The 26,504-nt window shown below is 38.7% G+C and carries 29 protein-coding genes; all 29 read right to left on the bottom strand.

Features of this window, described 5'->3' with window-relative positions; all coding sequences use genetic code 11:
- Positions 1-9: 9 nt before the first annotated feature.
- Positions 10-1,092 (bottom strand): flagellar biosynthesis protein FlhB, encoded by a 1,083-nt coding sequence (flhB, locus tag ACFX4E_RS03640; protein WP_050689634.1) that lies wholly within the window; start codon positions 1,090-1,092, stop codon positions 10-12.
- A gap of 2 nt (positions 1,093-1,094) precedes the next feature.
- A complete protein-coding gene (gene fliR / locus ACFX4E_RS03635) occupies positions 1,095-1,871 on the bottom strand; it encodes a flagellar biosynthetic protein FliR (protein ID WP_025750309.1) in 777 nt (258 codons plus the stop codon).
- A gap of 2 nt (positions 1,872-1,873) precedes the next feature.
- Complete coding sequence (gene fliQ, locus ACFX4E_RS03630; protein WP_016765390.1) at positions 1,874-2,143, bottom strand: flagellar biosynthesis protein FliQ; 270 nt, start codon at positions 2,141-2,143, stop codon at positions 1,874-1,876.
- A gap of 10 nt (positions 2,144-2,153) precedes the next feature.
- Entirely contained in the window at positions 2,154-2,822 is a 669-nt protein-coding gene (gene fliP, locus ACFX4E_RS03625) for a flagellar type III secretion system pore protein FliP (protein WP_013084783.1), read from the bottom strand.
- A complete protein-coding gene (locus ACFX4E_RS03620; RefSeq protein ID WP_060745980.1) occupies positions 2,815-3,456 on the bottom strand; it encodes a flagellar biosynthetic protein FliO in 642 nt (213 codons plus the stop codon). The genes fliP and ACFX4E_RS03620 overlap by 8 nt, the downstream gene beginning before the upstream one ends.
- Before the next feature lie 63 nt (positions 3,457-3,519).
- Positions 3,520-3,882: a response regulator gene (locus ACFX4E_RS03615; RefSeq protein ID WP_028410821.1), complete on the bottom strand. Its 363-nt coding sequence runs from the start codon at positions 3,880-3,882 to the stop codon at positions 3,520-3,522.
- 21 nt (positions 3,883-3,903) lie between these two features.
- Positions 3,904-5,034: a flagellar motor switch phosphatase FliY gene (gene fliY, locus ACFX4E_RS03610; RefSeq protein WP_377237882.1), complete on the bottom strand. Its 1,131-nt coding sequence runs from the start codon at positions 5,032-5,034 to the stop codon at positions 3,904-3,906.
- Positions 5,024-6,025 (bottom strand): flagellar motor switch protein FliM, encoded by a 1,002-nt coding sequence (gene fliM, locus ACFX4E_RS03605; RefSeq protein WP_028410819.1) that lies wholly within the window; start codon positions 6,023-6,025, stop codon positions 5,024-5,026. The genes fliY and fliM overlap by 11 nt, the downstream gene beginning before the upstream one ends.
- Before the next feature lie 20 nt (positions 6,026-6,045).
- Positions 6,046-6,477 (bottom strand): flagellar basal body-associated protein FliL, encoded by a 432-nt coding sequence (gene fliL / locus ACFX4E_RS03600; protein WP_028410818.1) that lies wholly within the window; start codon positions 6,475-6,477, stop codon positions 6,046-6,048.
- A gap of 3 nt (positions 6,478-6,480) precedes the next feature.
- A complete protein-coding gene (locus tag ACFX4E_RS03595) occupies positions 6,481-6,690 on the bottom strand; it encodes a flagellar FlbD family protein (RefSeq protein ID WP_025750317.1) in 210 nt (69 codons plus the stop codon).
- Positions 6,691-6,725: 35 nt separating this feature from the next.
- Positions 6,726-7,550: a flagellar basal body rod protein FlgG gene (gene flgG, locus ACFX4E_RS03590; RefSeq protein WP_014458441.1), complete on the bottom strand. Its 825-nt coding sequence runs from the start codon at positions 7,548-7,550 to the stop codon at positions 6,726-6,728.
- Positions 7,551-7,575: 25 nt separating this feature from the next.
- Positions 7,576-8,004: a flagellar hook assembly protein FlgD gene (gene flgD / locus ACFX4E_RS03585; RefSeq protein WP_098333992.1), complete on the bottom strand. Its 429-nt coding sequence runs from the start codon at positions 8,002-8,004 to the stop codon at positions 7,576-7,578.
- Positions 8,005-8,013: 9 nt separating this feature from the next.
- Positions 8,014-10,662 (bottom strand): flagellar hook-length control protein FliK, encoded by a 2,649-nt coding sequence (locus ACFX4E_RS03580; RefSeq protein ID WP_377258786.1) that lies wholly within the window; start codon positions 10,660-10,662, stop codon positions 8,014-8,016.
- Between the two features lie 17 nt (positions 10,663-10,679).
- The gene (locus ACFX4E_RS03575; RefSeq protein WP_060745975.1) at positions 10,680-11,312 is read right to left on the bottom strand and encodes a MotE family protein; all 633 of its coding nucleotides are present in this window, start codon (positions 11,310-11,312) and stop codon (positions 10,680-10,682) included.
- Between the two features lie 9 nt (positions 11,313-11,321).
- Positions 11,322-11,765, bottom strand: coding sequence for a flagellar export protein FliJ (gene fliJ / locus ACFX4E_RS03570; RefSeq protein WP_013058874.1), 444 nt, complete (start codon positions 11,763-11,765; stop codon positions 11,322-11,324).
- Positions 11,766-11,767: 2 nt separating this feature from the next.
- The gene (gene fliI / locus ACFX4E_RS03565; RefSeq protein ID WP_028410813.1) at positions 11,768-13,081 is read right to left on the bottom strand and encodes a flagellar protein export ATPase FliI; all 1,314 of its coding nucleotides are present in this window, start codon (positions 13,079-13,081) and stop codon (positions 11,768-11,770) included.
- Positions 13,056-13,844 carry a flagellar assembly protein FliH gene (fliH, locus tag ACFX4E_RS03560; RefSeq protein WP_377237884.1) on the bottom strand — a complete coding sequence of 263 codons (789 nt, stop codon included), beginning with the start codon at positions 13,842-13,844 and terminating at the stop codon, positions 13,056-13,058. The genes fliI and fliH overlap by 26 nt, the downstream gene beginning before the upstream one ends.
- Positions 13,837-14,856 carry a flagellar motor switch protein FliG gene (gene fliG / locus ACFX4E_RS03555; protein ID WP_028410811.1) on the bottom strand — a complete coding sequence of 340 codons (1,020 nt, stop codon included), beginning with the start codon at positions 14,854-14,856 and terminating at the stop codon, positions 13,837-13,839. Before fliG ends, fliH begins: the two co-directional genes overlap by 8 nt.
- Positions 14,857-14,867: 11 nt before the next feature.
- Entirely contained in the window at positions 14,868-16,460 is a 1,593-nt protein-coding gene (gene fliF, locus ACFX4E_RS03550) for a flagellar basal-body MS-ring/collar protein FliF (RefSeq protein ID WP_377237885.1), read from the bottom strand.
- 49 nt (positions 16,461-16,509) lie between these two features.
- A complete protein-coding gene (gene fliE, locus ACFX4E_RS03545; protein ID WP_050689647.1) occupies positions 16,510-16,800 on the bottom strand; it encodes a flagellar hook-basal body complex protein FliE in 291 nt (96 codons plus the stop codon).
- Between the two features lie 12 nt (positions 16,801-16,812).
- Complete coding sequence (gene flgC, locus ACFX4E_RS03540) at positions 16,813-17,262, bottom strand: flagellar basal body rod protein FlgC (protein ID WP_060745972.1); 450 nt, start codon at positions 17,260-17,262, stop codon at positions 16,813-16,815.
- 2 nt (positions 17,263-17,264) lie between these two features.
- On the bottom strand, positions 17,265-17,654 hold the full coding sequence (flgB, locus tag ACFX4E_RS03535; RefSeq protein ID WP_377237886.1) for a flagellar basal body rod protein FlgB: 390 nt from the start codon (positions 17,652-17,654) through the stop codon (positions 17,265-17,267).
- A gap of 441 nt (positions 17,655-18,095) precedes the next feature.
- Positions 18,096-18,875, bottom strand: coding sequence for a GTP-sensing pleiotropic transcriptional regulator CodY (gene codY, locus ACFX4E_RS03530; RefSeq protein WP_013058882.1), 780 nt, complete (start codon positions 18,873-18,875; stop codon positions 18,096-18,098).
- Positions 18,876-18,903: 28 nt separating this feature from the next.
- Positions 18,904-20,304 carry an ATP-dependent protease ATPase subunit HslU gene (hslU, locus tag ACFX4E_RS03525; RefSeq protein ID WP_013084801.1) on the bottom strand — a complete coding sequence of 467 codons (1,401 nt, stop codon included), beginning with the start codon at positions 20,302-20,304 and terminating at the stop codon, positions 18,904-18,906.
- A gap of 16 nt (positions 20,305-20,320) precedes the next feature.
- The gene (gene hslV, locus ACFX4E_RS03520; RefSeq protein WP_013058884.1) at positions 20,321-20,863 is read right to left on the bottom strand and encodes an ATP-dependent protease subunit HslV; all 543 of its coding nucleotides are present in this window, start codon (positions 20,861-20,863) and stop codon (positions 20,321-20,323) included.
- Positions 20,864-20,877: 14 nt separating this feature from the next.
- Positions 20,878-21,780 carry a tyrosine recombinase XerC gene (gene xerC / locus ACFX4E_RS03515; protein ID WP_028410806.1) on the bottom strand — a complete coding sequence of 301 codons (903 nt, stop codon included), beginning with the start codon at positions 21,778-21,780 and terminating at the stop codon, positions 20,878-20,880.
- A 65-nt stretch (positions 21,781-21,845) separates the two neighbouring features.
- Entirely contained in the window at positions 21,846-23,150 is a 1,305-nt protein-coding gene (gene trmFO / locus ACFX4E_RS03510) for an FADH(2)-oxidizing methylenetetrahydrofolate--tRNA-(uracil(54)-C(5))-methyltransferase TrmFO (RefSeq protein ID WP_028410805.1), read from the bottom strand.
- Positions 23,151-23,356: 206 nt separating this feature from the next.
- Positions 23,357-25,432, bottom strand: coding sequence for a type I DNA topoisomerase (topA, locus tag ACFX4E_RS03505; protein ID WP_028410804.1), 2,076 nt, complete (start codon positions 25,430-25,432; stop codon positions 23,357-23,359).
- Positions 25,433-25,586: 154 nt separating this feature from the next.
- The gene (gene dprA / locus ACFX4E_RS03500) at positions 25,587-26,468 is read right to left on the bottom strand and encodes a DNA-processing protein DprA (RefSeq protein ID WP_043976470.1); all 882 of its coding nucleotides are present in this window, start codon (positions 26,466-26,468) and stop codon (positions 25,587-25,589) included.
- Positions 26,469-26,504: the final 36 nt, after the last annotated feature.

The following is a 26,504-nucleotide window of genomic DNA, read 5'->3' as shown; positions in this document are numbered from 1 at the left end:
AGCGTAACGTTACATTTTATTTTGAATGCGGTATACGTAAGCTAATATTTCAGCCACCGCTTTAAAAAACTCTTCGGGTACTGCATCTCCTACTTTGGTTTGGTCAAAAAGTGCTCTTGCCAGCGGACGGTTCTCTACCATAATGATTTCATGGCTTTTGGCAATTCCTTTAATCTTTTGAGCAATAAAATCTACGCCGCTGGCTACAACATAGGGAGCATCCATTTTTTCTTCATCATATTTTAAAGCAATGGCATAATGAGTGGGGTTTGTAATGATGACATCCGCTTTTGGAACTTCTTGCATCATGCGAGACATTGCCATTTCCCGCTGCTTTTGCTTTATTTTTGATTTGATTAGAGGATCCCCTTCAATGTTTTTATGCTCATCTTTGATATCTTGCTTTGACATTCGAATATTTTTCTCGAAATCAAACTTTTGGTACAAATAATCAAGCAGCGATAAAAATAAAAGCATAAGCGAGGCTGCAAGTCCCATTTGAAAAACAAGCTTAGACAGAACAATCAGCGAGTCCCCTATACTTTTTTGAGATAAATTTAATACATCTTCTATGTGAATCCATAAGATAAAAAACGTGACGGCTCCGATACACATAATTTTCAGCGTTGACTTGATTAGTTCTACCAGCGCTCTCATGGCAAAAATCCGTTTGGCTCCGCTAATAGGGTTAATCTTTTCTAACTTAGGCTGAAGAGCCTCCGTGGAAAAAAGAATACCAACCTGCATATAATTCGCTCCGAGCGCAGCAATAAAAGCTGCGAGCATAACAGGACCTGCTGCAAGAGCTATTGAAGGAAGAAGGTGCTTAAACATTGCAAATACGCGCTCTGCCGTCACTTCCTCAAGCATATACGTTTGAAAAGCTTCTCTTAACAACTTCATCATTTGCTGTAAAAACTGTTTGGCTCCAAACAAAAAATAAAGAAAAACCATTAAAAGGATGAGCGCAGTTGTAACGTCTTGACTTTTAGCTACCTGTCCTTTTTTTCTAGAGTCTTGCTTTTTTTTAGGTGTAGCTTTTTCCGTTTTTTCTCCCGCGAAAAATTGCAAATCAACTTTTACTAAAAACAAAGCTACACCCCTCCTAATATGCGAATCATCGCGCGCATCGCTTCTATCATTTGTTCAAATATGATTTGCATCATATAAAACATGCTCCCCATCACGACAATCAGCAAAATAAAGGCAACAATAATTTTTACCGGAAACCCCACTACGAAAATATTTAACTGCGGAACGGTTCTCGCGACAATTCCAAGCGCGATATCGACTAAAAATAATGAACCTACCAAAGGCAAAGACATTTGAACAGCTACTAAAAACATCGATGAAAAAACAGTTATGATGTGTGTAGCAAATGCTTGGCTTCCCACAGGGAAAGCTACTTTGTCTAACGGAATAATTAAATAACTATTATAGATGCCGTCTATTAATAAATGATGTCCATTGGTCGATAATAAAAATAGGAGAGCAAATACATATAAATATTGACCTAGTATCGGACTTTGCGCCCCTGTCTGCGGATCTATTACGTTGGCAATCGCAAACCCAACTTGAAAATCAATGAGACCTCCGGCAATTTGAATAGCCATAATAAATACATACGCAGTCAAACCAATAAACAACCCAACAGCACATTCTTTTACTACTAAAAGTACAAACTGTGCATCTAACGAAACGACGGGTAAATCAATTGTTGTCGCAATAATAACGGATAGCGAGGCAGACAAACCTACCTTATGAACTGCGGGAATCGTTTTGTATGAAAATAGCGGAACCGTAATAAAAAAAGACGTTACCCGCACTAGCACTAGTAAAAACGCGGGATAGGATAAGATCAACTGACTCATAGCTATCCTACGTACCGATACAGATTTGAAAAAATTTCATATGTAAATGAAATCATTTTTGATAACATCCACGGACCAAAAAATACAATACCTACTAAGACCGCTACAATCTTAGGAACAAAAGCAAGAGTTTGCTCTTGAATCTGGGTAGTTGCTTGAAAAATACTAATAATGAGCCCAACTACAAGGGCCAGCAGTAATAAAGGGCCAGATACAATTAGGATTGTATACACGCCTTTTTCTGCTAACGAAATGACAAATTCTCCATTCATTGTCTATCACCTATTGAAAACTTATTAATAATGATTTAACAACTAAATTCCAGCCGTCAACCAGTACAAATAGTAAAATTTTAAACGGGAGCGAAATCATAACGGGAGGAAGCATCATCATTCCCATAGACATCAGCACGCTTGCTATAATCATATCGATAATGAGAAAAGGAATAAAAATCATAAATCCAATTTGAAATGCTGTCTTTAGCTCACTGATTGCATAAGCCGGAACGAGCGCAGTTAAGGGAATATCTTGAACAGAGGATGGCTTATCTATATCCGCATATTCTAAAAAAAGAGCTAAATCTTTTTGTCTTGTATGAGCACTCATAAATTCTTTCATTGGTTCAGCTGCTTTTTCATAGGCTTGATTCAGCGTGATTTTTTCTTTTAAAAGCGGCTGAAGCGCCTGTTCATTTACCTGAGAAAAAGTTGGCGCCATAATAAAAAACGTTAAAAACAGCGATAAACCAACTAATATTTGATTAGGAGGCATTTGCTGTGTCCCGAGCGATGTACGTACAAATGACAGCACAATGACAATGCGTGTAAAGCAGGTCATCATAATTAAAATTCCAGGAGCTACCGAAAACACCGTCAGCAGCAACAAAAGCTGGACAGACGTGGAAATATTTGTAGGACTGCTCGAGTTAAAGAGGTTCATCACTTCATTCATCGTTCTTTTTGTTCCTTTCTAACTCTTTTAGTACGTTTTGCCTTTTTATTTTCATTTCATTCATTTCTCGCTGAAAAAGCTGTTGAAAAGAATGGCTGGATTTCTCTTCTTTTTTAGAAGTCAATTTTTCTAAAAAAGACGGTAGTACGACTTTATATTCGCTCTCGTTTTTCTGTTGTTCCTCATACTGCGTGAGCAGCTGCTGTTTCTCTTGCCCTGTAATTTCTGAAAGAAGCTGCACATTTTCACCGACTCCAATGATTAAAAGCTGATCTCCAACTTTGACTACTTGTACAGATTTGCTGCTTCCAACATTTGTACCCCCCAAGTTTTGTACTATTTTATTTTTTTGCAGCAGCCTTCCTTTTTTATTGACAAATTTTAAGAGTGCAAAAAGCAGCCCAATTACAAGTAAAAACGCGAATATCATCTTCATAATATCTCCAGCTGAGAGCGTAGGCGTCACCTGGAGTGCAGTTTTTTCTTTTGAATCAGCACTCTCACTTTCTAAACACTTCTCCGTTTTTTCCAAACATTCTTTTACCGATGCAGATCCACTTTCTGCATAGACGATTTGATTTGATCCTGCTAATACGCTTATTAACAGCGCAGCAATTACGAACTTTCGCAGCAATGCCTGCCACCTCTTACTTCAACATAGTGTAAGATTAGCGGGAAAGCCCCGCCAATCTGTTGTTTATCCAATTGCTTTTGAAATTGCCTCTAATACTCGATCTGCTTGAAAAGGCTTAACGATAAAATCTTTTGCCCCTGCTTGAATCGCATCAATCACCATTGCCTGCTGGCCCATGGCTGAACACATAATCACCTTAGCATCACTTTTTATGCTTTTAATTTCTTTTAAGGCCGTAATTCCATCCATTTCAGGCATCGTAATATCCATTGTGACAAGATCTGGTGCATGCTCTTTAAATAACTCCACAGCCTGCTGGCCGTCTGCCGCTTCCGCTACTACTTCATATCCATTTTTCGTTAAAATATCTTTGATCATCATGCGCATGAATGCAGCATCATCTACAATTAAAATTCGGTTTCCCATCTCTACTCCTCCTAAAAATCATTACTTTAGTTTGTTAATACGGTCTCTTTGACTAATAATATCGGTTACGCGAACGCCAAAATTCTCGTCAATGACGACCACTTCACCTTTTGCAATTAATTTGCTATTAATCAAGATATCTACTGGTTCGCCTGCTAGTTTATCAAGTTCAATGATTGCACCAGAAGATAATGCTAAAATCTCTTGAACCGTTCGCTTAGTTCTTCCAAGCTCCACGGTAACTTGAAGCGGGATATCAAGCAGCATGTCTAAATTTCGTGAATCTCCTTGAGGAGAAGACACGTGCTCGAACTCTGAAAACGATGCGGGCTGAATATCAACTGGTACATGAACAGATTTTGCCTGCTGTGTTTCTTCATGCTGTATGTATTCAGCTGCCGGCGGTTCTGTTTGCTTTTCGTTAAGGTCTGATTCTTTTTCAATAGAAGCTGCCGTATCTTCTGCGCTTGGAACTAAGAGCTCTTCCACCAAGCTTTTGGCAAAAGATATCGATAAAAGCTGCATAATATTCGAATCGATTAATGTGCCTACCTTCAAATTAAAAGAGACCTTTACAAAGACGTCATCTTGGGGAATCAACTCTGTGCCTTCCCCTTTTTGAATATTTAAAATATCTAAGCTCGGCGGAGAGATATCAATTTTCTTTTGAAATACCGTAGACATAGACGTCGCTGCAGAACCCATCATTTGATTCATCGCTTCCTGCACTGCACTCAGCTTAATTTCATCCATGATTTCTGTCGGATTCTCACCCGTTCCACCAAGCATCAAATCTGAAATAACAGCTGCATCTTCATGTTTAATAACTAACAAATTCGTACCAGAAAAGCCTTCTGTATACTGAACTTGTACAGCGACATGAGGATTTGGAAATTCATCCGTCAGCTCTTCTTTATATACGAGCGATACAAATGGTGTGGTAATATCGACTTTTTGATTCAATAAAGCCGATAGCGCTGTTGCTGAACTGCCAAACGAAATATTTCCAATTTCGCCAAGCGCGTCTTTTTCCATTTCCGTAAAGTAATCATCTACTTGACTTGACTTATTCGGCTCTGAAAACTCGTCAAGTGAAGAAGTTCCTTTTAACAACGCATCAATTTCATCTTGCGAAAGCATGTCATCGTTCATTCCTTTCGTTCCTCCTCTTAACATCATCTAGAATTTGCACAGCGACTTTCCGACTGACTTTTCCAGGCTGTGCAATAAATTTAGGTTGTTCTCCGACGTAAATAGTTAACGGATTATGAACGCTTGTTTGCAGTCGAATGACATCTCCCGCATCTAATGCTAGGAAATCTTCAATTGAAATATCCGCTTTTCCTAGCTCGGCTACAACCTGCAATTCCGCATCATTGATTTGTTCCTTTAGCTGCTCAACCTCTTGTACGTTAGGTTCTTTTTTCGAAGATTGCATCCAGTAATGAACGGACAGTTTGGACACAATCGGCTCAAGCGTCACGTGCGGAATACATAGATTGATCATGCCCGTTTCATCTCCAATTTGTACGTTTAATGAAATGACGATGACAATTTCATTTGGTGAAATTACCTGCAAAAACTGAGGATTCACTTCAAACTCTGATGTTTCAGGTTCAATTTCCGCAATAGAACTCCAAGCTTCTCTCATACTGTCTAACGTTTTCTCTAACAAGTTTCGAACCAAGCTCGTTTCAATCTCCGTTAAGTTACTAATTTTCCCACCGCTCTCGCCTTGTCCCCCAAGCAAGCGGTCAAGCATCGCATAGGCAATGTTCGGATTGACTTCCATAATGATATGCCCTTCTAAAGGAGGGACGGCTATCACGTTTAAGATGGTTACTTTCGGAACAGAGCGAATGAACTCCTCATACGGAATTTGATCCACTGATACAACGGACACTTGTACAACGTTACGAAGCTGCGCCGAAAAGACGTTGATTAACATGCGCGCATAATTTTCATGAATTCGCGTCAAACTGCGAATCTGATCTTTTGAAAAACGCAGGGCGCGTTTAAAATCATATGTACGAATACGCTGTTTTTTATTTTCCTTTTTTAGCTCATCCGCATCCATCTCTCCGGTTGATAACGCGGATAATAGGGCGTCAATTTCATTTTGTGATAATACATCCCCTGCCACTAGCTTCCCTCCCTTTTTCTTTACTGCAACACTTTAGACGTTGTATAAATTTTAACAACATGTCCGTTTTCCATTAATTGATCAATTTGCTTTGCAATATCTGTTTCTAACGTGCTGAGTCCTTGCGTTCCTTCAAAATCTTGAGCACTCATATCTGAGAGCCTTTTGATAATAATGTCCCTTACTTGAAAATCTCTTTTTTGAAGCTCTGCCGCTGCTTTTTTACTATCCATTTGAATTTTAAAAGAGATGCTGATGTAGTTATTGCTTTTTAAATTTGTTTTAATATCCGTTACATCCACAGAAGCTTTGATCACATCGTCAATAGATGGACCTTTTTCAGTACTTGCCTGCTCTGTATACTTTAACGTCACGATAACAGCAACGCTTCCTATTAACGTAAAAGAAAGCAGAATAATAATCATCTTACTAACTAGCTTATTTTTAAACACACTTTATTCCTCCGTCGTTTGCTGCAGCCCTAATACGTTAATTCGCTGATAATAACTCGTCACTTTCTCATTCACTTCTTCAACTGAATCCTTTACCACCAGCTTTTTGTTATTCGTTAGCGTAATGGTCGTATCAGGAAATGCCTCAACCTGCTCGATGTAGAGCGCATTTAACGTAAATGTTTTGCCGTTTAGCCTTGTTAAAGTGATCATAATTAACCGGAGTAATACCTACTCCTTCCTCCCGCCTATCGTTTTAGATTCACTAGCTCTTGCAGTATTTCATCGGATGTTGTAATAATTCTTGTGTTCGCTTGAAATCCGCGCTGTGCAACAATCATATCCGTGAATTCTTCCGATAAATCAACGTTGGACATTTCAAGGGCGCTTGAGACGAGCGTTCCTGTACCACTGTTTCCGGGAGTAATGTTTGCAGGAGTTGTAACCAGCCCCGCATTTGGAGTATCTGCAAACAAGTTTCCTCCCACTTTTTGAAGTCCTTCATTGTTAGCAAACTTTGCAAGTTTAATAGTACCTGCAACCCTCGATACACCAGTATTGTCTATATAATTCACTGAGCCATCTGAGCCAATGCCATAGCTTTGACTATTTGGAGGAATAACGATTTTCTGATTGGTCGAACTTTGCAAATAAAGGCCACTCCCTGTTACCAAGGCTCCATTTCTATCTAAATAAAAGTTTCCCGCCCTCGTATACATGGGGTTTGTGACCGTTCCATTGTTTTGTGTACCACTATTTCCGACAATAAAATATCCATCCCCAGAAATAGCTAAATCGAGCGGCCGTCCCGTTGACTGAATACTCCCTGCCGTTTGAACTGTATCAACCGTACCAATTTGCGAACCTAACCCGACTTGTTTAGCATTAACACCTCCACGGTTAGCTCCCGGTGCTGTTGCTCCTGCTACCTGCTGACTTACTAAATCTTGAAACGTTGTACGTCCTTTTTTATAGCCGTACGTATTAACATTGGCAATGTTATTTCCTAGGACATCTAATTTGGTTTGAAAATTTTTCATGCCGCTGATTCCTGAATACATCGAACGTAACATAAAATCACTCCTTAAATTTGGTTGGTTAACTGCTTATTTCTAAGATATCGTTTAGCGAAAGTACCGTATGATTTTCATCGTTGATCGTAAACGATACCTCATTGTTTTTGACGGATGCTGTTGAAATGACTCCTTGCTTTTTATTTCCTTCTTCATCTAACCATGCAGCCGTTTTACCAATTAATTCGCTTCCTTTTAAAATAGGAGAAGCCTGAGACTGCGTTACAAACGTATTGAGCGATGTGCTCATATTTGTCATTTGTTCAAGAGATGAAAACTGAGCCATTTGAGCAATAAAGTCTTTGTCTTCCATTGGATTCATTGGATCTTGATTTTGAAGCTGAGCAATCAAAAGCTTCAAAAAGTCATCTTTGCCAAGCGAGCTGTTTCCCGTTTGCTTCACTTGTGTGTTCCTATTGCTTAAATACAAGTCAGACGTAATTTCATTTGTCATTGTTATCACCTATACGTTGTAGTTAATGAGCGCTGATTCAAAAGAAGATAGAAAGGAAGCCGATTCTTCCAATTGTTGTGAATCTTGATCTTCTTCTTCTTTTTTAAACGCTTCTTTTTCCTGTCTTTCTTTTTGCTGATCATTTTCATTGTTATACGACACCGCTTGTTCCGACAGTAGCACATCGATTTTATCAATTGATACATGCTGAGACGCGAGACCGTGCCGCAAAGTTGAAAGATTGGAGTCCAATAACTCTTTTGTTTTTACTGACGATACTACAATTCGCGCAACCGTTTCGCTGTCTTTCTGAAGCATTTCAATTGAAATCGCACCTAGCTGTTTTGGAAATAACTTAATGAGAAGCTTAGATGTTCCCTCTTCGGTACTAAACGAAGCTTTACTCCATATTTTTTGCAGCTCGTTTACCAAATTGCTAGACTGCTGATAGTCAGATTTTGCTTGCCCTAGATAAATAGAGAACTGCTGAAGCTTAGGCATTTCTCCACTTCCAAAGGATGATGGCTGATTCTCTACTGTCGCCCCGGTTGTGTGTGTACCTGCCGGACTTTCGCTATTTTTTAAAAAGCTATTGGTATCTACACTTCCGCTGGGTACAACCACATCTTTTTTCCATGAAAGCTGATTCAAAAACGGTACTTTTTCTTCTTTAGGAAAAGCATTCATATTTTTCACAGAACTTTCTGAAGCTGTATGAACAGCGTCCATATCCACTTGTACAACCGATACATGCTGAAACCCAAGAGCCTGCCGTAATCTGAAAAGATTGGCATCTAACAGCTCTTTTGTTTTTGCTGACGATACTACAATCTGCGCAATCGTTTCATCGTCTTGTTGAAGCACTTCAATTGATATTTTCTCTAGCTGCTTTGGAAATAGCTGAATGGAAAGCTTGGATACTCCTTCTTTAGAACCAATCGAAGCTTTACTCCATATTTTTTCCAGCTTGTTTACCAGATCGCTAGACTGTTCATAATCTGATTTCGCTTTCCCTAAATCCATAGAAAACTGCAGCTCTTTTTCTTCTTTACCAAAAGCAGTCATATCTGTTACTGAACTTTTTGGAGCTGCTTGAACGCCCACCGAACCCACTTGTTCAACCGATACATGCTGAGACGTGAGAGCTTGTCTTAATCTAAAAAGGTTGGCATTTAACAGCTCTTTTGTTTTCGCTGATGATACAGCTACTTGTGCAACCGTTTCATTGTCTTGTTGAAACACTTCAATTGAAATCGTCCCTAGCTGCTTTGGAAACAACTTAATGGAAAGCTTGGATGCTCCTTCTTCAATACTGATGGAAGCTTCACTCCATATTTTTTCCAGATTATTCACCAAATCCCTAGACTGCTGATAGTCTGATTTTGCTTGCCTTAAATCAATAGAAAACTGCGACCCTTTTTCTTCTTTACCAAAAGCGTTCATATCTGTTATAGAACTTTCTGGAGCTGCTCCAACAGCGGCCACATCGACTTCATCAACGGATACATGCTGAGAATTTAAAACTCGCCGTAAAGTCAAAAGGTTGGTGTCTAATAGCTCTTTTATTTTCGCTGACGATACCACAACCTGCGCAATTGTTTCATTGTCTTGTTGAAGGACTTCAATTGAAATCGTCCCTAGCTGCTTTGGAAACAATTTAATGGAAAGCTTGGATGTTCCCTCTTCAGCACTGAGCGAAGCTTTACTCCATATTTTTTGCAGCTCATTTAACAGATTGTCAGACTGTTGATGATCAGATTTTACTTGCCCTAGATCAATAGAAAATTCTTGGACCTTAGATACTTCTTTAGATTTAAAAGATGATGGATTATTTTCTAACGTCGCCCCGGCCGTGTTAGCAGTGAAAGAAATTTCACTATCCTTTTTTGAACCATTCCTATTCATACTTTCGTTACGTAAAATCACATCTTTTTTCCAAGAAAGCTGATTCAAAAGTGGCACTTTTTCCTCTTTATGAACAGCGTCCATATCTCTTACAGAACTTGTTGGAGCCGCATGGACAACGGCGAAGAAACCAGCAGAGCGCTTTTCATGTAAGGTATCGGTTAATACACGTGGTTGTTTATGAATTTTCTCTATTTTTTCAGCAGCAGCTTTCTGCAAGCCTTGAAGCTGCGAATCCGAAAGCTTCACTGACTTCAGCTGCGGTTTTTGTAGTTCTTCCATCAGCTGAGCGAATTCTGTTTGAAACGCAGATGATGTATTTTTACAAATGGTTAACAAGGTAGAAATAGAAGACAAATATTGTTCTTGACTGTCTGTTTCAAATGAAACAGGTGCCCGCTGCATTTCTGTTAACACGTGCTGCAGCTTTAGAAGCGGCTGTTCCAAATCTAGATTACTTGGAATACTACCGATCATCTCGGCTAGATGTTTGTACAAGACAGACGATTCATCTTCTTCATCTTCTTCATCTTCTGCTTCGCTTAACTGAATCGCCATTAACCCGACCGCCTTGAAGACGTCTTGATCTATCGCTTGTTCATCCGATGATTTCTCCCCGCGCGCTAAAGGCTGCACATCTAGCTGCTTAAGCTGCTGAACAATTTCTTCAAAAAAACCCTGAGTCTGACTAGCAGCTGCTTTTTCATCGCAGTTTACCTTTGATGCAGCTGCTGGACGTAGTGAAATTTCCACTGTTTTCACCTCTGCTTTTATTCATCAATCTGATCTGTTAACAATGTCGTATAGCGTGCAGCTACTTTCGGATCCATTTTTTCTAAGATTGCCGTTCTTGTACTCGCTTTGAACTGCTTAAGCATCGCGACCGCTTTGTCTTCTTTTAATTCGGCAAAGATGAGCGCTGCATTTTTAGGAGACATGTTTTCATAGGTAGCAATGACATCTTTTTTTGCCAGCTGACTGTTCTTTTGTTTTTTCGCTTCATCGTCGGCTTTTTCTTCCATATCGCGCATTTCAATTTTTAGTTCATCCATTTGACGATCTTTTGTAGTGATCGTTTTCTCGTAAACTGCGATTTGCTTTTCTTTTGTGCTCAGCTTCTTTTGAAGGCTTTCAACCTGCTTTTGTATCTCTTCATTGCTTTCTTGAATATTTTCATTTTTTTGCGACTGTTCACTTGATACAAATGGAATGGCGTGTGTAATAGCCGAAACTTTATCATTTACATTGACGCCTAAAAGTGTCAGGACAATGTAAGCTGCCAAGATGAGGAACACCGCTGGAATAAAGATTAAAAATAAAAACACTTGGCTTTTACTGTAAGATTTCCCATCTTCATAGTTTTCTTCTTCGTACTCTTCTCTTAACTCTTTTTGATTAGCCATGTTTTCCACCTAATTCCTATGCAGCATATACTGCTGTAGCGACAGCTCATCCATTTGCTTCGCTTCTAACTGTTTTTCCGCGGTTATATAAGAATCGTAGTCTCTCTTTTTTAACTTTTCATACTTCTTTACTTCTATGTTCTTTTCTTCTAGCTTCAGTTTCTTTAAGTTCATTTGCTGTCTTGCAAACATGACCTCTTGTTGCAGCCTTTCAATCACTCGTTCGGCACTTGTTAAAAACTGCTGAAACGATGTAATTTCTAAGATAGAAAGCCCTTGCTTCATTTTGCCCGTATGCTGTTCAATCAGCGTTTCTTTTTCTTTTAGCTTTTTATAAAGCTTTTCACCGGCTGTTTCAAACTGCTGCAGAGATTGATTATATTGAGATAGCAGTTCATCCTTTTCATTTGACTTGATTGCCATTATTTTAGATAACCTAAATTCATATGCCATATTTACTCACCTTTCACAAACAGTTCACAGAGCTTTGTTACACTTGTTTCAAATGATGGATGTTCGTTCGTTTTTTGCTTTAAAAATGCATCAATGACGGGATGATAGTGGATGGCCTCATCAATGTAAGCAGAAGATCCTCTTTTGTAGGCACCTATGTTAATTAAGTCTTCAGAATTAGCATAGGTAGCCATTAATGAACGCAGTTTTTCAGCTGCTTCTTTATGCCGTTCACTTACGATATGGTTCATCACGCGACTAACGCTTTTTAAGACATTGATGGCGGGATATTGACCTTTATTGGCCAGCTCCCGGTCTAGTACAATATGTCCGTCTATAATGCCTCGCACCGTATCCGAAATAGGTTCGTTCATATCATCACCGTCTACTAATACAGTGTAAAAAGCAGTAATAGATCCATGCTGATTAGTTCCTGTACGTTCAAGCAGCCTTGGCAAGCTAGCAAAAACAGATGGTGTATAACCTTTGGTAGTCGGAGGTTCACCTACGGCTAATCCAATTTCTCTTTGAGCCATTGCTACACGGGTAACAGAATCCATCATCATCATGACGCTCATCCCCTCATCTCGAAAGTATTCAGCAATAGAAGTAGCTGTATATGCTGCTTTCATTCGAAGCAGAGCAGGCTGATCCGAGGTAGCAACTACTACAACGGAGCGCTTTAACCCTTCCTCTCCAAGATCTCGTTCAATAAACTCTCTAACTTCTCTTCCTCGCTCGCCTACAAGGGCAATGACATTGATATCTGCTTTTGTATTGCGTGCAATCATCCCGAGCAGCGTACTTTTACCAACACCGCTTCCTGCAAAAATACCTATGCGCTGCCCTTGACCTACTGTTAGCAAACTATCAATTGTTCGTACCCCCACTTCAATCGGCTGTTCAATAGGCGGACGCTCTAAGGGATTAGGGGGATCTTGATCGGTTAAAACAAACGGCAAATATTGAGAAAGTTCAGACCCGTCTAAAGGGTTCCCTAACGAATCAAGCACTTGACCTATTAACTCTTTCCCCACGCTTACCTGCAGAGGTTTTTCTGTCGTTTCCACTAGGCAGCCAGGTCCGATATATCGAACAGACGTATAAGGCATTAAAACGACGTGCTCGCCGTTAAAACCAACAACTTCTGCACGAATTTTATCTCCTCGTTCACTAAGATGAATAAAGCAAACATCTCCTATTGACGTTCTAGGTCCTTTAGATTCAATCATCATTCCTACTACTCGGCTGACTTTCCCGTACCGTTTAAAAGAAGATGTGCGCGGGATTTCATGAATGAGTTGTGCGACTTTCATTTTTACTCTCCTCTAACAAACGTTCTTTTAATTTTTTCTTCATTTCCGTTAACTGGCTATCAAAAGACGCAACAAGACGCCCATAAGAGGAATCGATGACACAATCCATTTCCTGAAGATTTTCATCCGCATAAATAAATAGCCCGGTTTCTCCGTTTAATAAATCGAACAGTTCTCGTTTATGTTCACATACATATGCATATTTTTTCGGGGAAACAAAAAGCTGGATTTCTTTATGTTCTCTAACTTCTTTTAAAGACCTTGCAACAAGTGGTAAAAATGATTCATCTCTTTGAAGCTGCTCATTTAAAATCGTTTCAGCTAGGGTGAAACCTAATTCAAAGATGACTTCTTCAGATTGATTTATATATTCGTAGTACTGATTCTTTGTTTCGTCAACAATGTTTCGCGACATGGCTAATACATGCTCATACTCTTGTTTTCCTTGAAGCAGCCCTTCTTCGTATCCTTCTTCATAGCCCCGCTTTTGTTCTTGTTGAAACAGCAGCACCTTCTCTTCTTCCCACTGCTTTTTCAAACGTTCAATTTCGTTTTGAGCTTGTTTTCGGTAAGCGTCTGCCTCGGCCTTTATTATTTCAGCTTCACTGTGCGCTTGTTCAATAACGTGCTGTGCGTTTTCTTGCTGAAGATGTTCTTCAGTGGACTCATCTTGTATCGGAAAACCAAATGGAATAACTTGAATGTGCTTTGCATTTTCGTCTGAAAGTTTATTTGTATAAGTTGATTTAATGATATTAGACAATAATATCGTCTCCTCCACCTCGAGCTAGTACAATTTCACCTGCATCTTCTAAACGTCTAATTCCAGCAACGATACGTGACTGAGCTTCCTCTACATCTTTCAAACGCACAGGACCCATAAATTCCATTTCTTCTTTAAACGTTTCCACCATACGGCTAGACATATTTTTAAAAATAATAGATTTCACTTCTTCACTTGCTACTTTTAAGCTCAACAATAAATCATCATTTTCTACATCTCGTATCACACGCTGAATAGAACGGTTATCGAGCGTTACGATATCCTCAAATACAAACATTCGCTGTTTGATTTCTTCTGCTAATGCCGGATCTTGAATTTCAAGCGTATCAATAATAATTTTTTCAGTTGCTCGGTCTACTCCATTTAATACTTCAACTACTGCTTCTAAACCACCTGTTTGGGTATAGTCTTGGGTAACAGTAGCAGAAAGCTTTCTCTCTAAAATTTGCTCTACTTCATTAATGACTTCCGGAGACGTACTTCCCATCGTTGCAATCCGTCTTGCAATATCCGCTTGCCTTTCCTGAGGCAGTGATGATAAGATTTGTCCTGCCTGCGGCGGCTCTAAGTAAGATAAAATAAGGGCAATCGTCTGAGGATGCTCATGCTGAATGAAATTTAACAGCTGCATAGGATCAGCTTTTCTGGCAAAGTCAAACGGACGAACTTGCAAAGAAGAAGTTAATCGATTGATAATCATCATAGCCTGCTCTGGTCCAAGTGCTTTTTCTAACACCTGTTTCGCATAGCTTACTCCTCCTTTTTCAAGGTAGTTTTGAGCAAGCGTTATTTGTTCAAACTCATGAAGAACAGCTTCTTTTAGAGACGGCTCTATTTTTCTCACTGAAGAAATTTCAAGCGTTAGTTGCTCAATTTCATCTTCACTGAGATGTTTATAGATAGAAGCTGATACATCAGGACCGAGAGAAATTAACAAAATTGCTGCTTTTTGCTTTCCAGTTAACTCATTTTTTTGCATAGCTTTTACCATTAGCTTTCCTCCTAATCCTCACTAATCCATGTTCGCAGCAGTTTTGCGAACTCTTCCGGGTCTTGCTTCGCTAACGTTTCAAGATTGCTTTTTGTTTGCTGTTCAGCATTTAAAACAGGGGCTTTTTGTGCCGCTTCATATGCTTCAAAAGTTTCATCATACTCTTCATCATATTCCTCTTGATCTAAGTCTTGACGTCTTTTCCTAACCAACAGCACAATAAGAACAACAATAATAAGCAGCAGTGCACCTCCGATTATATACATCCACAATGGAATTGAACTTGCTGTGTTGTCAGCTGTTTCTTGTCCATTAAACGGCTGAACGGAAACGGTAATCTTATCGCTGACCGCGTTATCCGAGAGAGCTTTCGTATTTGCATCTTTTGAAATAGAAGTACGGACAATTGTACCTAACATTTTTTGAACATCTGACTCAAGCGTATCGGAAACCTGTGATTTCCCTTTTGCATTGGACGGATCTATCATTACTTGAATGCCAAGGTCTTGAATTTTGTATGGACTTTCGACGATTTCTTTATGAATTCGGTTCACTTCATAATTAATTCGTTCTTCGTTTTTTTCGTAGTCTCCGTCTCCACTTGTTGTACTAGATGAGTAATTTGTTGTATCTTCTTCTCCTGTTCCAGCAACGCCTCCATCTTGAGCATTTTTACCAGAAAATGTTTCATTAATTTTTTCAGCGCTAACGGCAATTCCTTGCATATTATCTTTATCAACAGGCTCTACTAGCTTTTCTTCGCGATTTTCCTGTGTAAAATCAAGATCTGCTGTAACAGAGACCATTACTTTGTCTTGACCGACCAGTCTTCCTAGCATTTGCTGTACTTGACGCTGAATATCTCGCTCAACTTCTTTTTTCGCTTCGTTCTGCGAAGCAAATGAGCTAGAAGCTGAATTCGTTTCGTTACCTTTTAAATCAAAGTACTCAAAATATTGGTTCATGATGACGATATTATCTGTAGGAAGGTTTGGCACACTTTTGGATACTAAATGATAAAGAGATTTAATTTGCTGATCATCAAATTTATAACCAGCCTTTGTATTAAGCACAATCGATGCTGATGCTTCTCCCTGCTTTTCATTCGCCCATACGCTTTCATTGGGAAGGGTAATCATCACTTTTGCATCGTTGACTCCTTGAATGTTTTTCATTAAATTAGCCAATTCAGTTTGCATCGCATCGAGTTTTAACACATCAAATTCATTATCTGTCATACCAAAGCTCGCATTTTTCCCAAAAAATGAATAGTCGATACTTCCGCTATCAGGAATTCCTTGTGCAGCTAAATCAACTTTTAGCGAGTCAACGCTTTGTTCAGGCACCGAAATGGTTGTTCCGTTATCAGAGATTTCTGAAGGAACGCTTCTAGCATCAAGCTCTGCTTTGATTTGTCCTGTTTCCTGAGCCGATAGATTGCTATAAAGAGGGACAAATTTATCCTTGTTTAAAAAAACAGATGCTAAACTAATGACTAGAATAGCGGCAAGAGGAGCAGCGATAAGGGCTATTTTCTGTCCTTTTTTGCGGTTATTCCAAAAGACTTTCATCTTATCTCGATAAAGAGCTATTCTTTCATTCATGGTATTCCTCCGGTTATTACTATTTTCATTTTGTTTAATAACCGCTCAATTACATTTGCATTCTCATCATTTCCTGATAGGCTTCAACAGCTTTATTGCGTATTTCAAGAGCCGTTTGCATCGTAATACTTGCTTTTTGAGCAGTAATCATTACATCTTGGAGTTCGACGTTTTCTCCTTTAGCAAGCTTTTCAGTCGCTATATCCGAAGCACGTTGAGTATTGTTTAACTCATTGATTGAGTCTTTTAAAAACGTTGAAAACTGTTGAGTTGTTTGTCCAGTGCTAGTAGAAGCTGCTGTTTTTGCCATTGCTATTTGATTGCTGATACCATTAATCATTTTATCGCTCCTTTATTTCCCAATTTCTAACGTCTTTGTTAATATACTTTTGTTTGTATTAAAGACCGTCACGTTTGCTTCATAAGATCGAGTAGCACTAATTAAATCCGTCATTTCCTTTAAAGGATCTACGTTCGGCATCTGCACGTACCCTTGGTCATTCGCATCTGGATGCGTCGGGTTATACACTAAATTAAAAGGAGTATTATCTTCTGCGATATCTGTGACTTTTACACCATTGTTTTGACTTTTATTGATTTCGGAGTGTAAGAAGGACGAAAAAGAAGGCGAACGATCAGACTGCATGACAACCATTTTTCTTTTGTAAGGCTGCCACTCACCATTAACGTACGTCCCTCTTGTCGTTTCAGCATTCGCCATGTTAGATGAAACAACGTCCATCCTTAAACGATTGGCAGTTAAAGCTGAAGATGTAATATTCATATTTTGAAAAATAGTCAAACTTATTTACCTCCTCTAATGACTGTTTGAAGAGAATTAAATTTTCCATTTAAACGATCTACTAGCGCCTCATAGTAAATTTGGTTTTCAGCCATATCCGCCATCTCTTTATCCATATCCACATTGTTTCCGTTTGCTTGATAGGAAGTGTTTCGTTGCTGGGTAATCACTCGCTGGGATGAACCGGAAAATGGGATATGTTTTGAATCAGTCTGATATGCTTCTAACTCGTTATGTAATAAATCTCGAAATTCACTCGTACGCGATACTGTTTTCAATTTATAATTTGGAGTATCAACGTTGGCGATATTTTGTGCAATCGTCTGCTGCTTTTGGGACGCGTAGCTAATTCCATTTTCAATTGTTTGAAAAGTAGTTGAAAACAAACTCACTTCTTACACCTGCTTATCTATTCTATTTTTCTCAAAATGAGACAAATTTCGACTTTAGTACCATAGAACTTATTGTAAGAAAAACTTCATGCAATGTCTATCCTTTTTTAAGAACTTTTGGACTATAAACCAAAATTTTCATTCGTTTTCCAAGCATATTTTAACATCAATGCTATACTTTAGCTCTATTTTTTTAATTTAAAATCAAAATATATACCATAAGTCCTGAACAATATGTAATAAAAGTAACGATTTGTAATCAACTAGTATCTTTTTACTATTTAAAGATTCTATAATATAATTTTTAGATTTTTATATGAACTTTGTTAAAGATTTATAAAAATAGTGAACGAATCGTCTTAACCCACAGCGAATCTTTTTGTACTGAGAGCATACAAAAAAGCACACGGGCAAAGCCCGTGTGCTTTTTTGTTCATAAACTTAGTTAGATTTTAATTTTTCAAGCTCTACTAAGAATTTGTTGTTAAGAACTTTAATGTAAGTTCCTTTCATTCCTAAAGAACGTGATTCGATAACACCAGCACTTTCTAATTTACGTAGCGCATTTACGATTACTGAACGTGTAATTCCAACGCGGTCAGCAATTTTACTTGCGACTAATAGTCCTTCATTTCCATTTAACTCTTCAAAGATATGCTCAATAGCTTCTAACTCACTGTATGATAATGAGCTAATTGCCATTTGTACAACAGCTTTGCTACGCGCTTCTTCTTCAATCTCTTCTGCTTTTTCACGAAGAATTTCCATACCTACTACCGTTGCACCGTATTCAGCAAGGATTAAATCATCGTCTTCGAACTGACGGTCTAAACGAGATAGTACAAGCGTACCTAGACGCTCTCCGCCTCCGATAATTGGAACGATTGTTGTTAGTCCTGCATCAAATAAGTCTTTATTTTCAACTGGAAAAGCTGTATATTGACTTTCAATGTTTAAGTTAGAAGATGTTTCTTGAATGTTAAATAGGCTTTGAGTATATTCTTCTGGAAACTGGCGTGCTTCTAACATATCTTTCATACGCGCATTCTCAATTTGCTGCTTAACAGCGATTCCTAATAATTTACCGCGACGGCTTACTACGAATACGTTTGATTCGATCACTTCGCAAAGTGTTTCAGCCATTTCTTTAAAGTTTACTGGTTTACCAGCTGCTTTTTGTAGCATTGCATTAATCTTTCTAGTTTTCCCTAATAAATCCATTAGTACTCTTCCTCCTGCGATTTCAGTTCTATAAAATAAATTGACTCAAATCTTTGTTTTTAGCGATTTTTTCTAATTTTTCTTCCACGTACTGCGGAGTAATCACAATTTTCTCTAATGTTACTTCCGGTGCTTCAAACGATAAATCCTCTAGCAAACGTTCTAAAATTGTATGAAGCCTTCTTGCACCAATATTATCTGTATCTTGATTTACCTGATATGCAATTTCTGCAATCTTACGTATAGCATCGTCAGAAAATTCAATTTGTATACCTTCAGTTTCCAATAATGCCGCATATTGCTTTAATAACGCATTATCTGGCTCTACTAAAATGTTTATAAAATCTTCAACGGTTAGCTTCGTTAATTCAACGCGAATTGGGAATCGCCCCTGCAATTCTGGAATTAAATCCGACGGTTTTGATACATGGAAAGCACCGGCTGCTACAAATAAAACATGATCAGTTTTGACTGCGCCATATTTTGTAACAATCGTTGATCCTTCTACAATTGGTAAAATATCTCGCTGCACGCCTTCACGTGAAACATCAGCGGAAGATGAATTACCACTTTTCTGAGCAATTTTATCAATTTCGTCAATAAAAATAATTCCGTATTGTTCTGCACGATTCACAGCTTCTTGCGTAACTTCATCCATATCAATCAATTTTTGCGCTTCTTCATTTGTTAATACTTTTCGTGCATCTTTAACAGTAAGCTTGCGCTTTTTTTGTTTTTTAGGCATAAAATTGCTTAAGGCATCCTGCATGTTCATGCCCATTTGTTCCATACCCGAACCTTGTAACATATCAAACATAGAAGGCTGTTGCTCTTCTACTTCAATTGTGACATAATGATTTTCAAGCTCTCCTAAAGCAAGTTGATGAGCAATCTGCTTGCGCTTCGTTGCAATATTCGTTTCCTCGTCTTGATCAGGATCCGCATCGCTTGACTGTGTACCGTTTGAAAAAATCATTTCAAACGGATTTTTAAACGATTGCTGCTTCTTTTTGCTTGGAACAAGAAGCTCTACTATCCGCTTGTTTGCATTTTCTTCTGCGCGATCACGCACGCCGTTCATTTTTTCTTCTTTCACAAGTCGAACTGACGTTTCCACTAAATCACGAACCATTGATTCTACATCGCGTCCTACATATCCAACTTCCGTAAATTTTGTTGCCTCAACCTTAATAAAAGGTGCACCGACAAGCTTAGCTAAGCGGCGTGCAATCTCGGTTTTACCCACACCTGTAGGACCAATCATTAAAATGTTTTTCGGCACAACTTCATCACGTAAAGATTCGTCTAGCAGACCGCGTCGATAGCGATTTCGCAGCGCAACAGCGACCGCTTTCTTTGCCTTCGTTTGACCAATAATATACTGATCGAGCTTTTCTACAATTTGTCGAGGTGTTAAATGAGAATTCATAAAAAAATCCCCTTTCCTACAGTTCTTCTACAATAATATGATCATTTGTATAAACACATATCTCACTTGCTACATCTAAAGCTGCTTTTGCAATTTCTTTAGCTGTTAAATGTTCGCCTGCATGTTGTTTTAATGCACGTCCCGCTGATAAAGCATAATTTCCGCCTGATCCAATTGCTAAAATGCCGTCGTCCGGTTCAATAACTTCACCTGTTCCTGATACTAGCAGCAAGTTATCTTTGTTCATAACAATAAGCATTGCTTCTAACTTTCGCAATACTTTGTCACTTCTCCATTGTTTAGCAAGCTCAACGGCTGCACGCTGAAGATTTCCGTTATACTCTTCAAGCTTCGTTTCAAATAATTCAAAAAGAGTGAATGCATCAGCTACTGAACCTGCAAAGCCGGCAAGAACTTGCCCTTGAAATAGACGTCTTACTTTTCGAGCAGTATGTTTCATCACAACAGCATTACCGAACGTTACTTGTCCGTCCCCAGACATGGCACATTGACCGTTATGCTGAACCGCAAAAATCGTAGTAGCATGGAAAGTAGACAAATTAACTCCTCCTTTTATGCGCGAGGATGGTGATTCATATAAACTGCCTTTAAACGATCCTTCGTCACATGTGTGTATATTTGAGTGGTTGATAAATGTTCATGACCTAGCATTTCTTGAACTGTACGTAAATCTGCCCCTTCATTTAACATATGAGTCGCAAAAGTATGCCGCAAAACGTGTGGACTAATATGTATATTCTCAGCGGTCTTCTTTACTAACTGATCAATGACTAAGCGTATGCCTCGGTCTGTCAACGGTGTCCCCTTGTAATTTAAAAAGAGCGAATGAGTATCAGAAGGAGCCTTTTTTAAAAGAAGCTTTCTTCCATTATCTATATATACTCTAAGAGCGTCCTTGGCATAACAGCCAAATGGCACGTACCGTTGTTTTTTCCCTTTGCCATATACGAGCAAAGTTTGAAGTGAAAAATCTATATCGCTAAGCTTAATAGATGCACATTCACTCACTCGTATTCCGGTGGCATACAGCAATTCTAATAGAGACTGATTACGCTGCCCTAACGGAGTTGTTAAGTCATTCATTTGAAATAATTTCACAATCTCCTCTTCATACAGGAAGCGAGGATTTCGCTCCTCCTTTTTAGGAAGGGTAACGAGCGCAAATGGATTATCTTCTACTAATTCTTCTCTATTTAAGTAACGATAAAACGTTCTCAAACAAGAAATTTTGCGTGACATCGATCTTTTTGAATACTGCTTTTCATATAGGCGTGTTAAAAACAGCCTTGCATCAGCATATGTAACACTTTGTAGGTTTTGTATTTGCTCTTCCTGCATAAAAGACATAAAGATAACTATGTCTTTTTCATAGCAGTCAACTGTATATTTTGAATAATTTTTCTCAATTTGTAAATATTCTAGAAAGGAATTTAATACATCTTTAACAAATTCCAATGTTATCACCTCACAAGGGCTACTAAATATTATCACAATTAAGTAGCCCTTGCAAACAATTTTGATTATTTTGTTGTAAAATTCTGAATAGTTTCCAATGCTCGTTTAGCAAGCGTTTCATTTCGTTCTTGTTTGTTTTTGATTCGCACTTCCAATTCTTTGAATAAGCCAAAGTTGGCATTCATCGGCTGGAAATTTTTTGCGTTTGTATGTGTGATATAGTGAGCCATACTGCCAATCGCTGTTTCCTGCGGCAATACAACCAATTCTTCACCAAGTACAAGTCGAGCCGCGTTCATTCCTGCCATTAGTCCGCTCGCCGCTGATTCTACATATCCTTCTACTCCCGTCATTTGTCCAGCAAAGAATAAGTCATCACGCTCACGATATTGATACGTAGGCTTTAACAATTTAGGAGAATTAATAAACGTATTTCTATGCATAACTCCATAGCGTACTACTTCTGCATTTTCTAAACCTGGGATTAAGCTCAATACTTCTTTTTGTGCTCCCCATTTTAAATGTGTTTGGAAACCTACGATATTATATAGTGTACCTGCTGCATCATCTTGACGAAGCTGAACAACTGCATAAGGTCGCTTTCCTGTTTTCGGATCTTCTAACCCAACTGGTTTCATTGGTCCAAAGAGCATTGTTTTTTCTCCGCGTGAAGCCATTACTTCAATTGGCATACATCCTTCAAAATAAATTTCTTTCTCAAATTCTTTTAAAGGAACCGTCTCTGCATTGATTAATGCTTCATGAAAACGCTGGAATTCTTCTTTTGTCATCGGACAGTTTAAATAGGCAGCTTCCCCTTTGTCATAGCGAGATTTCAGATATACTTTATCCATATCAATGCTGTCTTTTTCAATAATAGGTGCAGCCGCATCGTAAAAATATAAATAATCTTCACTTGTTAACGCGCGCAGCTGTTCCGATAAATCTTTTGACGTTAACGGACCTGTTGCAATAACAGTTGGTCCTTGTGGAATTTCCGTAATCTCTTCGTTAACAACCGTTACGTTCGGATGGTTTTTAACGCTTTCCGTCACACGAGCGGCAAATTCGTGACGATCAACAGCCAGTGCTCCACCTGCTGGAACCGCACATTCGTCTGCTGAACGAATAATTACAGAGTCTAATAATCGCATTTCTTCTTTTAAAACACCCACTGCATTTGTTAATGTATTCGCACGCAGTGAATTACTACATACTAATTCAGCAAATTTGTCCGTATGATGAGCAGGTGTTTGCTTCACTGGTCTCATCTCATAAAGGCGGACTTTCAAACCGCGCTTTGCGATTTGCCAAGCTGCTTCACTTCCAGCAAGACCTGCTCCGATAACATTAATTACTTGTTCATTCATTGTAAATCCTCCAACTTCATTTCTATCTTTTCTATCATTTTCCTTATTCATTCACTTGTCTGTTCCTTTTTTAACGGGACAAAGAAAATGCGACATTACTCAATGTCGCTAATAACGTTTCCATTTTAGCACATGAAGCAATGTCGCCGCATCTTATATAACTGCTATTTTTAAATTTAAAGTGTGGGAATTCATCCCATTCTCTTTTACTGCTGAGCTTCCTCTTTATAATCACAACTTGTACAGACGACTTGAGTTCCTTTTTTCTGTTTTTTCTCCACAAGCAGGTTTTCACATTTCGGACATTTTCTTGCAATCGGCTTATCCCAAGATACGAAGTCACAGCCCGGGAATCGATCACAGCCATAAAATGTACGCTTTTTCTTCGATTTTCGCTCAACGATATTTCCTTCTTCACATTTCGGACACTTTACGCCAATCTCTTTTACAATTGGCTTTGTGTTGCGGCAGTCAGGGAAATTAGAGCATGCCATAAATTTTCCATAGCGTCCCATTTTGTATACCATAGGTGAACCGCATTCTCCGCAATCTTCTCCGGCAGGTTCATCTTTAATCTCCACTTCGCGCATTTCTTTTTCAGCATGTTCTAAGCGTTTTTCAAAATCACTGTAAAATTCGTCAATAACACGCACCCATTGAACATTACCATCTTCCACTTCATCCAAATCGTTTTCCATTTTAGCTGTAAACTCTACATCTAAAATTTCCGGGAAAAACTCCAATACAAGCTCTAGTACAATTTCTCCAAGTTCTGTTGGAACAAAACGCTTGTTATCGAGCGCTACGTACCCGCGCTTTTGAATCGTGTCAAGTGTTGGAGCATATGTAGACGGTCGGCCAATGCCTAGCTCTTCTAATGTCTTGACTAAACGAGCTTCAGTATATCTTGGCGGCGGCTGTGTGAAGTGCTGCTTTTCATCGATGTCTTTAGAATAAGCTACTTCTCCTTCTTCTAAATCTGGAAGAAGATTTTCTTTTTCCTCCACTTGATCATCATTGCCTTCAACATACACTTTCATAAAGCCTGGAAATTTAACTTTGGAGCCGTTTGCTCTAAATGTTACGTCTCCATTTTTCAAATCTACAGCCATTGTATCCATAATTGCAGGTGCCATTTGACTAGCAACGAAGCGCTCCCATACTAGCTTATACAGTCGATACTGATCACGCGATAAGAACTCTTTTACCTCTCCTGGTTTACGAAGAGCTGAAGTTGGACGAATCGCTTCGTGGGCATCTTGCGCGTTCGAATTTTTCTTTTCTTTACGCTTTTCCGTTGCCACAAACTGATTTCCGTATGCGTTCGTAATGTAATCTCTAGCTTCCGTTTGAGCTGTTTCTGAAATACGAGTAGAATCGGTACGCATATACGTGATAAGACCTACTGTGCCTTCTTTTCCTAAATCAATTCCTTCATATAATTGCTGCGCAATCATCATTGTTTTTTTCGCTCGGAAGTTCAGTTTCCGCGCTGCCTCTTGCTGTAATGAAGACGTGGTAAAAGAAGGAGCCGCATTACGCTTTCGCTCACGTTTTGTTACTTTAGAAATTGAAAATTCATTTCCATCTAATTGTTTAACAATGTTGGTTACATCATTTTCATTCGATAGCTCTACTTTTTTTCCTTGATATTCGATCAACTGGCCTTCAAATTGGTCGTTCCCTTTTTGAAAAGTTGCTTTTACCGTCCAGTATTCTTCTGGGATAAACTTTGCAATTTCTTTTTCACGATCAATAATTAACCGCACTGCAATTGATTGAACCCTTCCGGCACTTAATCCTTTTTTCACTTTTTTCCACAGCAATGGACTGATGTTGTAGCCAACCAGCCTGTCAAGAATACGGCGTGCTTGTTGAGCATCTACTAAATCCATATTAATTGCTCGTGGATGTTTAAAAGATTCTTTAATCGCTTCTTTTGTAATCTCATTAAATACTACGCGGCAGTCCGATGCAATGTCTACATCCAAACTGTGCGCCAAGTGCCATGCAATCGCTTCTCCTTCACGGTCTGGATCGGCTGCTAGGTAAATCTTCTTTGCTTTTTTAGCCGCTGTTTTTAGTTCTTTTAAAACCGGGCCTTTCCCGCGAATTGTAATATATTTCGGATTGTAATCCTGTTCAATATCAATTCCCATTTGACTTTTAGGTAAATCGCGAACATGTCCCATCGATGCTTTTACTTTATATTTCTTTCCTAAATAACGTTCAATTGTTTTAGCCTTTGCAGGCGATTCTACAATTACTAGGTAGTCAGACATCTATTTGTTCCTCCTCAAGAGGTAGAATAAAATCTTCATTATTATTAAATATTTGGTTCTTGTTTGTCAAATGTCCAAAAGATAAGTCATACGATTTTACTACGTATCTCACTAGTATTTCATACCATGCAAGAATATGACTACTTTGAAACATTCATCTTATATACATCATTTCATCTGTAATATCAGCAGCGCTTTGCACAAGTTTTGCCCCTAATTGGATTAACTTATTCGTTCCACATGATGTTTCTTCAAAAATAGAACCCGGTATGGCAAATACTTCTCTTCCTTGCTGAAGCGCCTGGTCGGCGGTAATAAAAGATCCACTTCTTTCTTTTGCTTGCACCACCAACGTGCCTCCTGTTAATCCGCTAATGATTCTGTTTCTGCGAGGGAAAAACCATTTTGTCGGCTTCATAAACGGGGCATATTCAGAAAGCAGCAAATGATGCTGCGCAATTTCTCTTGCTAAATTTTGGTTTCCTCTTGGGTAAATATTATAAAACCCTCCGCCTAAAACTGCAATCGTTTTAGCTTTTTCAGCGATAGCCAGTTCATGAGCAGCCTGGTCAATCCCTAAGGCCAGTCCACTTACAACGACAAATTCTTCATGCAGCATCGGCTTAACAATATGAGTCAGAGCTGCAGTTCCATATGAAGTGGGATTCCTTGTTCCTACAACGCTTAAGCTTGCCGTAGCATGTAGGAGAGAAATCTTTCCTCTTGCAAATAATACCCAAGGCGGATCATAAATATGGCGCAAAAGTTCAGGATATTCATCATCTAGGATGGTGACACATTGAATATTCTCAGCGTCATATTTATCTAGAATATCTCGTATTGGAATAGTTTGCAAATCTTTTTTTATTTGATTAGCACGTTCAATCGAGAGAGTCAATAGTTTTTGAAGCTGTGATGGAGAGTACTCGTAGAGATTTTGTAATGAAGAATTCTGTTGAAGTAGCGTAAAAATTTGTTTCCAATTAACAGATGGACAATGTGCTAAATGAATTAATTTTTCCCGTAAATCAGACATTCTACAATCTCCTTTTTAAATGGACAAAATAGCCCC

It is taken from the genome of Priestia sp. YIM B13491 (genome assembly GCF_042787605.1).
GTDB lineage: Bacteria > Bacillota > Bacilli > Bacillales > Bacillaceae_H > Priestia > Priestia megaterium_E.
This window is presented reverse-complemented; position numbering and strand designations above follow the sequence as displayed.